Raw genomic sequence first — 11,229 nt, forward strand, 5'->3', positions numbered from 1 at the left:
GTTCCCAGCGTTGCAGGGTTTTGACGGAAATGCCGAGTAACGCGGCGGCTTTGCCTGTGCTGATTGTGTTTTCCATGTGGCTATAATGCACTAAAATGCACTTTATGCAATACTAGAGTTTAGCTCCAGTGATTGACAATCGAGGGTGGCTTCCGTGCCGCTCATTCCGTGCGCTGCTGGGTGGACGGAAAGTCCTTAGGAGTTACGCAGTTGGATTTCTAAATGTTTGATTTTATTGAAGTAAGTTTGTGCGCTGCACAATAACACTTCCATAAAAATCAACAACTTAACTTTCAACTGCGTAACTCCTAGTCCTGAAAAATTTGATTTAGAACAGTTTTGCGTTGCTTCCACTCACGTCCGCGTCAGAGACGCAAACCATCGTCCGCTTGCCTTCTCGATTTCGACCAGCAGGAAAATTCCCGCACCAAGCCCGACCGGTAGCAGCCACTCGCTGGCGGTCTGGGGCGTGGTGTGGAACCAAGCATTCATAAAGGGCGCATAAACGAATAAGGCTTGCAGCAGGGCGAGCACTCCGACCGCGATCCAAACTGCCGGATTGGTCAGCCACAGACGCGGCGTCAGGCTGGATGCGTGAAGTGAGCGGCAGTTGAAAAGGAAGAAAACCTGTCCGAGCACTAGGGTATTGACCGCCATCGTTTGCGCCGAAGCGATGGTGTTGCCCTGTTGTTGTTGGAAGAGAAAGACGGCGATGGTCGCCGCACCAATCAGTAATGAAACCAAGACCATGCGCCACAGCAGCCAGCCACCGAGAATCGGTGCATCTGGTCGGCGCGGCGGGCGCTGCATCAGCCCCGGCTCGGCAGGCTCAAAAGCGAGCGCCAGCGATAGCGTCACCGCGACGACCAGATTGACCCAGAGAATTTGCACCGGCGAGAGCGGCAGCGCGAAACCAAACAGAACTGCGATCAAGATGACCAGCGCCTGAGCGCCATTGGTCGGCAGCAGGAACAGGATGGACTTGCGCAGGTTGTCGTAAATGGTGCGACCTTGCGCCACCGCCTGTTCGATAGAAGCAAAATTGTCGTCAGCCAGCACGATAGCGGCCGCTTCCTTCGTCGCCTCAGTTCCCCTGATACCCATAGAGATGCCAACGTCGGCGCGTTTGAGCGCCGGGGCATCGTTGACGCCATCGCCGGTCATGGCCACCACCTCGCCATTGGCTTGGAGTGCCTGCACCAGCCGCAGCTTGTGCTCCGGGCTGGTGCGAGCGAAGACATCGTGATCCCGAACGATCCGGCGCAGTGCCGTCGCATCAGCAGTCTCCAGCTCGATTCCGGTGATCGCACGATGCCCATCGCCGATGCCCATCTCCCGCGCAATGGCGAGCGCGGTGCCGGGATGATCGCCAGTAATCATCTTGACCCGGATACCGGCCTGCCGAAAGGCAGCGATGGCGGCGACCGCCTCCGGGCGCGGCGGATCGAGGATGCCGACTAGCCCCAGAAATATCAGCCCTTCCTCAAGATCAGCGGGCGTGAGAGCGTTCTTGTCGTCTGCGGCAGCGCCAGCAGCGGCAGCCAACACGCGCAGCCCCTCGGCGCTGAGTGACGCGATCTGCTCTTCCCAATACGCCAACTCCAGCGGCTCGTGACCACCGTCAGCACTGCGCTGCTCGGTGCAAAGCCGCAGCACCGGACCGGGTGCGCCCTTCACCAGTAGCCGCCGCGCCTGTCCGGGCACGACATCAAGCGTTGCCATGAGTTTGCGGGTCGAATCAAACGGGATAACCGCCAGCCGCCGGGCTGCGCCAGCCGCGAACCCAGCTTTGTGCGCGAGGGTGCGCAGCGCCCCTTCGGTCGGTTCGCCGATCACCTTCCACTGCCCATCCTCGTCCGCAGCGATATTGGCATCATTGCAGCGAGCCATAACCTCAACCAAAGCAAAAAGGTCTGGCGTCTCCGCGAGCGCAACGGCTTGACCGTTCCACTGCACCTGACCGTGCGGGGCATAACCGATTCCCGTCACCTCGTACTGCGCCACGCGAGTGACCAGATGCCGCGCAGTCATCTCGTTGCGAGTGAGGGTGCCGGTCTTGTCGGTGCAGATAACAGTGACCGATCCCAGCGTTTCCACCGCCGGGAGCCGGCGGGTGATGGCATTCCGTCGCGCCATTCGCTGCACGCCGAGCGCCAGCGTAATCGTCAAAACTGCTGGCAACCCTTCCGGGATCGCGGCGACAGCAAAACCGATAGCCGCCATGACCAGCTCGCCCAGCGGGAAATCGTGCAGTTGCCAGCCGATCAGAAACATCACCGCTGCTAGGGCGAGAATCACGAAGGAGAGCAACCGCCCAAAAGCGGCCATCTGCCGAGTCAGCGGAGTTGCCAGCGTCTCCACTTCCGCGATCATGCGACCGATGCGCCCCAGCTCGGTGGTCGAGCCGGTGCCCGTGACGACTCCCAGCCCCGCGCCGCCAGCGACGAGAGTGCCGGAGTAAGCCATCCCCCGCCGGTCGCCGATCCCCGCCGTCTGATGCACCGGGTTAATTCCCTTATCGGCGGGCACCGACTCCCCGGTCAACGCGGATTCGTCAATGCGCAAACTCGCCGCCTCGCACAACCGCAGATCAGCGGGGACGCGGTCGCCGGCGCGTAGCCGCACCAAATCGCCCGGCACCAGCGTGGCCGAGTCGATTTCCGTCCACTGACCATCGCGCCGGCAATGGGCACTTGGCGCAAGCAGCTTGCGGATACCCGCCAGCGCCTGTTCAGCCTTGCCTTCTTGGATGAAGCCGATGATGGCATTGATGACCGTCACCGCCAGAATCACCCCGGTATCAACCCAATGCTCCAGCAGCGCCGTTGCTACCGCGCCAGCGAGCAGGATATAGATCAGGCTATCGTTGAAATGTTTGAGGAAACGTCTGAGCGGGCCGGCTCGCACCGGACTGGGAAGTTGATTGGAACCGACGAGCGCGAGGCGCTGGGCTGCCTCGTCAGTGGAAAGACCGTCGCGTTGGCTGCGCAGCGTTTGCAATACTTCATCGACCGCGAGCGCGTGCGGCATCCTGACGCTGAACCCGCTGGAAACTGCCGGTGCCGCAGGTGCCAGCGCCCGGTCGTCGTGAACATCGAAGCGATGGAGCAAGAGGACGGCGATCAGCACCCCGCCCAAAAACCAATCTGGCCCGATTAACCACAGCACGCCGGGCACCGCCAAGATGAAGACGCGAGTGCCTTGGTTGTAATAACGACCGGCGCGGTCGAGGGTGGCGGCGATGGGATCAAGCGCGGAGCCGTTGAAAAATGCGTCCGGCAGATTGATGACGAAACCGCCTTGGTTGTAATACCGCAGCGATAACAGAAAGGACATGAAGCCACCGAAGAACAGGGCGGCGAGCAGCAGCAGCTTGACGCGCACGACATCTGGATTGCTCGGTGCCGCACTGAGCGCCTGCGACAGATCGGCGAGATCAATCCCGCCGAAGGTCACGCCCATGATGCCCAAGCTAATCAACATGCAGGTTGAGGCAAACATGGTGGCGGACATCACCCAGTTGCGCAGAGTCTGGATCGCCAGATTGTCCTTGTCGCCGCTGCGTACCGTTTCAATCCACGCCCGCCGCAGCCGCTTGGAACGACCTTCGTGGGTGCGCTCAGGATGGCGGCGGGCGAGCCAGCTCATGGTGAGCTGATAGCCGATCAGCAGCGCCAGCCCTAAAGCGTCTGCGCCCCACGTCCATCCGATCAGTTCGGCGAGCAGGACATCGAAAGAATGAGAGATGATCAAGTGCCATCTGCCCTAATGGTGTACATAAGGATTTTCGCTCGCGCTGCCGGAGCAATGAATGCCACCAGGAATGAGCAAATCTATGCTGTCAGGACAACGCGCTTCTGTGCGCAAGCGCACTTAGCGGTTGCGGACGTTGTTTTGATACACTAACGATTGAACATTTAACCATTAAAGGCAGGGTTAAAATCAACAATTGCGTCGGACAATCCGCGATGCCCACTGTAATTATTAACGACACCTACGCGAATAAAGCGCCACACTTAAAACGTGCCTTGATACCACACTTTCAATTCCGCAACGGACAGCGCCAGCCTGAGACCACAACACCATGACTTCATCGTCTGATGCTATTGAACAACGCTTAAATGAATTAAAAATTCATTTGGGACAAGAAAACCCGGTGTTATTAAATACGGTGGACAGTTTTCGCGTCCTCGATCACCTCGCCTATCGCATTGGGCTTTTGGAAACCAATCAATCTTTTGCCACCCAGATTCCGTGGTGGCCATTGATTTCAATTCTGGGCACCTTTTCTGCCGGCAAATCGACCTTTATTAACGATTATTTAGGGCAAAAACTCCAACGCACTGGCAATCAAGCAGTCGATGATCGCTTTACTGTGGTTGTGTACAGCCCCGAACCGATTAGCCATTCCTTGCCCGGCGTGTCGCTCGATTCCGATCCGCGTTTTCCGTTCTATCGCATGTCGCAAGAGATCGACAGCGTTGCCGATGGCGAAGGGGGCCGCATCGACACCTATTTGCAGCTCAAAACCTGTCGCAGCGAGCGGCTGCGCGGCAAAATTCTGATTGACTCGCCCGGCTTTGACGCTGACGCCCAGCGCACGGCGGTGCTGCGCATCAGCAAGCACATGATTGATCTGTCGGATTTGGTGCTGGTGTTGTTTGATGCCCGTCATCCTGAACCCGGCGCGATGCGCGACACGCTCAAGCATCTGGTGCAAAACACCATCAATCGCGCTGATTCTGGCAAATTTTTATACATTCTCAATCAGTTAGATTCCGCTGCCAATGAGGATAATCCCGAAGATGTGGTGGCGGCGTGGTTGCGGGCGATGGGCGAGGCGGGGCTGACGGCGGGGCGCTTTTACACGATTTATAGCCCGGCGGCACCGACGCAAATTCCCGACGACCATCGTCGCGAACGCTTTGAAAAAAAGCGCGATGAAGACCTCGGCGAGATTTATCAGCGCATGGAACACGTTGAAATTGAACGCGCTTATCGCATCATCGCCACCTTGCGCAAAAGCGCCACCGATGTGGAGCAGTTGGCGCTGCCGCTGCTGACCACCGCGCTGCGGCGCTGGCGCACGCGCACGGTGTTGATTGACGCCGTTGCGCTGTTGGGGCTGGGCATCGGCTGGATGAGCTGGAGCATCAGCGCCGGGCATTGGCAAAACGCGACCTATCACGCGCCTTGGTTTGAGTTGCTCAGATCAATCGAGGGCGGAGTGGTGGGATTTGAAATCCTGCTGGCGCTGGCGCTGCTCGGCGGACATTTCGCAGCGCGGCATCTGGCGCTGCTGACGGTGTTGCCGGGTCTGCGCCAGCAGATTGAACAGCGGCAACCGCCGGGCAATGTGCTGGCGGTCTTTCAGCGCAACACGCGGTTTTGGCGCACCATTTGGCTGGGGCGTCCGGTCGGTTGGAATCGCGCCACCCGCGCAGAATTGGATGAAGTGTTGCAGGGCTGCGAGAGCTACATCCAAACGCTCAACGAGCGGCTGACGAATCCGCGTGGCGTCCGCGAATCGCTGACGACGGCAGCGCGGCAGTTTTTCAAATTTGGTTAAGGCAATTCATTCATGCGTACTGCGTCGTTTCTCAGCGTCATCCTCGTGTTGTTCTTTCTCGCTGGCTGCGCGTCCCGCACCGTGCGCGAGGAATCATTGCCTGCTGACGCGACTGTCAGCGGTGATTTCGCCGGCTTTGCTGGAATTGAGCCATTTATCAAACGGATGCGCAGCGAACACGGCTTTGCCCCGGCAGACACCGCCGCGATTTTGTCGACCGCGCAGCGCCAGCAAACGGTCATCAATTTGATGAACCATCAAGCGCCCAAAAAGAGCAGCGGCCCCAATGGCGCGTGGACGCGCTATCGGGCGAAATTCCTCACGGCGGACACGATCAACAAAGGTGCGGCGTTTTGGGAGCAACACGCCGCCGCGCTCGCTCGCGCCAGCAGTCGCTACGGCGTCCCGCCGGAATATGTGATCGCCATCATCGGCGTTGAAACCCACTTCGGCGGCTTTGTCGGCAAAACGCGCATTCTCGACGCGCTCACCACGCTGGCATTTGATTACCCGCGCCGTGCCGCTTATTTCACCGACGAGCTGGCAGCTTTTCTGGTGATGACCCGCGATGAACAGGTCGAACCGACGCGACCGCAAGGCTCGTTTGCGGGCGCGATGGGGCTGGGACAATTCATGCCGTCGAGCTTTCATCGCTACGCAGTTGATCTCAGCGGCGATGGCCACCGCGATCTGTGGCATCCCACTGACGCGATTGGCAGCGTCGCCAACTATTTCAAAGCGCACGGCTGGCGCAGTGGTGAGCTGGTCGCGGTGCGGGCAGATGCGCCGTCTGGCTTCCGCTTGGAAGGGTTGAAGACTGGCTTTGATAGCCGTCACAAGGTGGCGGAACTCGCCAAGCGCGGTCTCACTCCGCGCAGCACGCTCGGCGGCGCTCAACAGGTCAGCTTGCTGCAACTCGATGCTGCTGGTGGTTATGAATACTGGCTGGGCTTGACCAATTTTTACGTCATCACCCGTTATAACCACAACGTCCACTACGCGATGGCGATTCACCAGCTCGCGCAGGCGATTCGGGCGCGGCGCAAGGCGGGAGGTTGACATGACCACGCCCGCAGCGCCGCCGGTCGGCGATTCTCTCGCGCATCTTCCCGTCACGCAGCTCAAACGGGTCGGGCCAACGTTGGCGGCGCGACTGGAACGGCTCGGCATCCGCACGGTGCAGGATTTGCTGTTTCATCTGCCGCTGCGTTATCAGGATCGCACGCGGCTGTTGTGTTTTGCGGAGTTGATCGTGGGCGATGAGGCGTTGACGGTCGGCACGGTGCGGGATACGGCGATCACCGAGGGGCAGCGCCGGTCGTTAAAAGTCTGGTTAGCCGACGGCACTGGGCACGGGTTATTGCTGCGGTTTTTTCATTTTTCGCCGCAGCAAGTCGCCGCCTTCGCCAGCGGGACGCGGGTGCGCTGTTATGGCGAGGTGCGGCAGGGCTATCAGACGTTGGAAATGGTGCATCCAGAAGTGCAATTTGCGGCGGATGCGGCAGCGGATGAGGCGGCAGCAGAAGCGGTGTTGACGCCGATTTATCCGTCCACCGAAGGGCTGCAACAATTGACGTGGCGCAGCCTGATGGAGCAGGCATTGACATGGTTGGTGCGGCTGCCGCTGATCGATTATTTGCCTGCTGAAGTGTTGAGCGGATTGGCGCTGCCGAGTCTGCGCGAGGCGCTGATCACGCTGCATCGTCCACCGGCATCAGTCAGCCTCAGCGCGTTGATGGAGCGGCGGCATCCGGCTTTTGTGCGGTTGGCATTTGAGGAATTGACTGCGCATCAAGTCAGCCTGCGGCGCTTGCGGCTGCTGCAAAAAACCTACACGGCGCCGCAGCTCATCGGCGCAGGTCAGCTTTGTCCGCAGTTGCGGGCGGTGTTGCCGTTCCAATTGACGGCGGCGCAAGAGCGCGTGGTGGCGGAAATCAGCGCCGATTTAGCAGCTCCGCGCCCGATGCGGCGACTGTTGCAGGGCGATGTCGGTTCCGGCAAAACCATCGTCGCAGCATTGGCGGCAGTGCAGGCGATTGAAGCTGGCTATCAGGTGGCGCTGATGGCTCCGACTGAATTGCTCTCAGAACAGCATCATCGCAGCTTGAGTATTTGGCTGGCGCTGTTGGGCATTCAGCCGCTGTGGTTGGCGGGGCGACATAAAGGTAAAGAACGGGCGCTGGCGCTCGCCGCGATTGCGGATGGTTCGGCGCAGCTCGTGATTGGGACGCACGCGCTGTTTCAAGATGAGGTGACGTTTCACAACTTGGGGCTGGTGGTTGTGGACGAGCAGCAGCGGTTTGGCGTGGCGCAGCGGTTGAAATTGCGGGAAAAACGTGCGGCAACCGGCGATGCGGTTCATCAATTATTGATGACCGCGACGCCAATTCCGCGCTCGTTGGCGATGACGCTGTATGCCGATTTGGAGCTGTCGGTGCTCGACGAGTTGCCGCCCGGACGGACGCCGATCACGACGGTGGCGGTGCCAGATACGCGGCGGGCGGAGGTGATTGCGCGGGTGTATCACGCTTGCCAGCAGGGACGCCAAGCCTATTGGGTGTGTACCTTGATTGAGGAGTCCGAGCTGCTCGAAAGCCAAGCGGCGGAGGAGACGGCGCAGCAATTAACCGCGCAATTGGCGGGAGTGACTGTCGGGCTGGTACACGGGCGGATGAAAAGCACGGAGCGCGATGCGGTGATGGCAGGGTTTATCAGCGGCGCGGTGCGGGTGCTGGTGGCGACGACGGTGATTGAAGTCGGCGTGGATGTCGCCAACGCCAGCCTGATGATTATTGAAAATCCCGAACGGCTGGGTTTATCGCAACTGCACCAATTGCGCGGGCGGGTCGGACGCGGCGCGATTCAAAGTCACTGCGTATTGCTCTATCACGCGCCGCTGTCGCAGGTAGCGACGGAGCGTTTGGGCGTGATTCGCGCCACCGCCAGCGGGTTTGAAATCGCCGAGCGCGATCTGGCGCTGCGCGGGGCGGGCGAGGTGTTGGGCACTCGTCAAGCTGGCGCGATGCAGTTCCAATTAGCGGATCCGCTGCGCGATCAGGGGTTGATTGCGGCCGCGCAACGGACGGCTGACCAACTGCTGGCGCAGCATCCTGACGCGGTCGCGCCGTTGATTGCGCGGTGGCTGGGGCGGCGCGAGGCGTATGGGCAGGTCTGAATTGAGTTGTCAGTTGTCAGTTGAATTCAATAGCAATGCCGCGTGATGGTGATGATGATGTCATTGAAATGCGCGTTTTTTATTTTATTAAAAACAGAAATCGAATCGCGCCGAAATGCACAGGACAATGAGGACTAAAAACGCAATTGCTTGAAATCCGCCGCATTTGATTATAGCCACATCGCCACACCTGAAGACCGCAAGGATTGAAACTCACCAGCACCAGCCGCAGTTATCTTTTCGCTCGCCGTTCAGCCCGGCGTTGGTCACAGCAGTCACACGACCAACGGCGATTTTTCAATCAGTGCGGATGTATTGTTATGTTAAAACTCAGCGATATTTTGATTGCCAATCAAGAACTTGAACGCTTTCACGAACTGTTCCCGTTGATCCAAGAAGTCGCCCGCAGCGGCGAGCGATTTTTCCGCATGGATGTCAAACCACCCTACCCCGACACGCCCGACAATTGGGAAGATCAATTGGAGGCCGCATTTAGTGGGCGCATCCGTTAACACCACTGTCGAGCGTGCCACCATGACCCAACTTGACCATTTTGCTGCCCATTTTGTCGATCAAGCCGCTGATTCTGTTGGGAATTCAGTGCTTGCTGCCTCAGCGTTGGAGGCGCATTTACAAGCCCTCAGCGAACACATGGCGCAGCTTGAGTACACGCACGCTGCTCCGTTGCAACATGCTGATTTACAACTACAAATGGCGCGTACCCTCGTGAATTTGGAGCGCGGCGTGGAAGCCTGGCCGCTGGGACGAGCGGCTTTTGATACCTTTATTGCTGGCGATCAATTTGAATTGGCAGCCGATGTGTGTGATGTATTATTTCAAGCCGAGCAGCCAGCTTCATTAGCAGCACTTGGTCAAGGTATTTGGTTGGCAGTAACCTGTCCAATTGATCCAGAATTAACGATTGAATTGCTCAGTCATGTGATTGATGACACGCCAGATAATGCAGACGGCGCGGCGGTCGCGGCGACTACTGCGTTGTTTTTGGCGGATATTCGAGCGCAAGGGCGGCAGCGTGAAGATTTAATGTTTTTTGCAACGCAATTGCTCGGCAGTGTGGCGCGGCGACATAGTGGTATTGATGGACGTGACGCATTGGATGCGTGGATGGAGCGTTTGGAATTAAAAGAACCGGAGAAGTTTCTCATTCGGTTGCGTAATGTGGTCGATGTTTTGGTGCAGGATGAATGGTGGTTTAATCGGGAGGCATTGCAGGAGCGGTTGCCTTTTTAATGAGGTGTCAGTCTTTTTTATGCGCGGCTTTTTATAATCACTGCCGATTCTTAACGCACGTTACTGACTACTTTATTTTTTCACATCAGCGAGATAACTCATGTTTTGGCAGGAAGATAAAAATCCCGACGCGGTGCAGATTCCTGATGACATCGTTGATCTGCTGTTTGCCCTTGATTGCAAAAGTATTCCGGTCGATCACGCTTATTTTTTATCGACGGCATTGCACGCTGCGCTGCCTTGGTTGGGCAGTGAGCCGCAGTTGGCGGTGCATACGATTCACGGTGCCGGTTCGCAAAATGGGTGGCAGCGCCCGGCGCATGGCAGCGACACCGAGTTGCTGTTGTCGCGTCGCACTAAGTTGATGATTCGTACACCAAAAACGCGAGTGGCTGAGTTGTTGCAGCACTTGCCCGGCGTGACGCTTGATCTCGCTGGTCATCCGCTGACCGTCGGTGCGGGTAAAATCAAACTGCTGACCAAAGATGCGACCTTGTTTGCGCGGCAGGTGGTTATCTGCGATGTCACCAGCGATCTCATTGATGAATCAGTCTTTTTGCAAGGCGTGGCCACGCAGCTTGCCGCCCTAGACATCGTGTTGCGCAAGGCGCTGTGCGGAAAAACGATGGCGCTTGCCACGCCGCAGGGTTCAATTCAAACGCGCAGCTTGTTGTTGGCGGCGTTGACGGCGGAGGAATCTATCCGCTTGCAACAATACGGTCTCGGTGCGCACCGTTTGCTTGGCTGCGGTATTTTTATTCCGCATAAAGGGATTGATCCGGTGAATCCCGGTGGATGACGTTTTGCAAGCAGAACTATAGAATTAACGTGCTGTGCTCTTGCCCAATTGCGGGCGCAACTGATAACAACAACGAGGAACGATATGGCTATTGAAGTGAACGGGAAAACCATTGCCACAACGGCGGCTGGATATTTAGAGAATTACGCAGATTGGGATGAAGATGTCGCTCGCGCTTTGGCTGCGATTGAAAACATTGAACTGACCGAGACACATTGGGATGTGATTAAGTATCTGCGCAGTGAATACATTGATAACGGTCAGAATCAGCCAATGGAACGGGCGGTGCTCAAGGATATGGGCAAGCTGTGGGGCACCAAACCAACTAGCAAGGATTTGTATACTTTATTCCCGCTGGCTCCCACCAAACAGGGTACGAAAATTGCCGGTTTGCCGGCGGTGATGCGCAAAGGCGGTTATTAACCGCTGGCATGA

At 57.9% G+C, this 11,229-nt stretch carries 8 protein-coding genes; 7 read left to right on the top strand and 1 reads right to left on the bottom strand.

Translation table 11 applies throughout. The features are described from left to right. Positions 1-354: 354 nt before the first annotated feature. Positions 355-3,753, bottom strand: coding sequence for an HAD-IC family P-type ATPase (locus CKO12_RS08830; protein WP_242466274.1), 3,399 nt, complete (start codon positions 3,751-3,753; stop codon positions 355-357). Positions 3,754-4,084: 331 nt separating this feature from the next. On the opposite strand from CKO12_RS08830, the gene CKO12_RS08835 reads away from it, so the two are divergent. The 7 genes from CKO12_RS08835 to CKO12_RS08865 all read left to right on the top strand — a co-directional run bounded on the left by CKO12_RS08835 (position 4,085) and on the right by CKO12_RS08865 (position 11,217). After that, entirely contained in the window at positions 4,085-5,569 is a 1,485-nt protein-coding gene (locus tag CKO12_RS08835) for a dynamin family protein (protein ID WP_200154376.1), read from the top strand. 12 nt (positions 5,570-5,581) lie between these two features. After that, the gene (mltB, locus tag CKO12_RS08840) at positions 5,582-6,628 is read left to right on the top strand and encodes a lytic murein transglycosylase B (RefSeq protein WP_200154377.1); all 1,047 of its coding nucleotides are present in this window, start codon (positions 5,582-5,584) and stop codon (positions 6,626-6,628) included. A 1-nt stretch (position 6,629) separates the two neighbouring features. Beyond that, complete coding sequence (gene recG, locus CKO12_RS08845; RefSeq protein ID WP_200154378.1) at positions 6,630-8,744, top strand: ATP-dependent DNA helicase RecG; 2,115 nt, start codon at positions 6,630-6,632, stop codon at positions 8,742-8,744. Between the two features lie 320 nt (positions 8,745-9,064). Further along, the gene (locus tag CKO12_RS08850) at positions 9,065-9,256 is read left to right on the top strand and encodes a sulfur relay protein DsrC (protein WP_200154379.1); all 192 of its coding nucleotides are present in this window, start codon (positions 9,065-9,067) and stop codon (positions 9,254-9,256) included. A 22-nt stretch (positions 9,257-9,278) separates the two neighbouring features. Next, positions 9,279-9,995, top strand: a complete 717-nt coding sequence (locus tag CKO12_RS08855) for a hypothetical protein (protein ID WP_200154380.1) — start codon at positions 9,279-9,281, stop codon at positions 9,993-9,995. A 100-nt stretch (positions 9,996-10,095) separates the two neighbouring features. Further along, positions 10,096-10,794 carry a type I-MYXAN CRISPR-associated protein Cas6/Cmx6 gene (cas6, locus tag CKO12_RS08860; protein ID WP_200154381.1) on the top strand — a complete coding sequence of 233 codons (699 nt, stop codon included), beginning with the start codon at positions 10,096-10,098 and terminating at the stop codon, positions 10,792-10,794. 84 nt (positions 10,795-10,878) lie between these two features. Next, positions 10,879-11,217: a TusE/DsrC/DsvC family sulfur relay protein gene (locus tag CKO12_RS08865; RefSeq protein ID WP_200154382.1), complete on the top strand. Its 339-nt coding sequence runs from the start codon at positions 10,879-10,881 to the stop codon at positions 11,215-11,217. The last annotated feature ends 12 nt before the right edge of the window (positions 11,218-11,229 follow it).

This window comes from Chromatium okenii (genome assembly GCF_016583745.1).
GTDB classification, from domain to species: Bacteria; Pseudomonadota; Gammaproteobacteria; order Chromatiales; family Chromatiaceae; genus Chromatium; species Chromatium okenii.

Coding starts and splice junctions, on each gene's coding strand:
- CKO12_RS08835 (WP_200154376.1), top strand. CDS start 4,085: ATGACTTCATCGTCTGATGCTATTGAACAACGCTTAAATGAATTAAAA.
- mltB (WP_200154377.1), top strand. CDS start 5,582: ATGCGTACTGCGTCGTTTCTCAGCGTCATCCTCGTGTTGTTCTTTCTC.
- recG (WP_200154378.1), top strand. CDS start 6,630: ATGACCACGCCCGCAGCGCCGCCGGTCGGCGATTCTCTCGCGCATCTT.
- CKO12_RS08850 (WP_200154379.1), top strand. CDS start 9,065: ATGTTAAAACTCAGCGATATTTTGATTGCCAATCAAGAACTTGAACGC.
- CKO12_RS08855 (WP_200154380.1), top strand. CDS start 9,279: ATGACCCAACTTGACCATTTTGCTGCCCATTTTGTCGATCAAGCCGCT.
- cas6 (WP_200154381.1), top strand. CDS start 10,096: ATGTTTTGGCAGGAAGATAAAAATCCCGACGCGGTGCAGATTCCTGAT.
- CKO12_RS08865 (WP_200154382.1), top strand. CDS start 10,879: ATGGCTATTGAAGTGAACGGGAAAACCATTGCCACAACGGCGGCTGGA.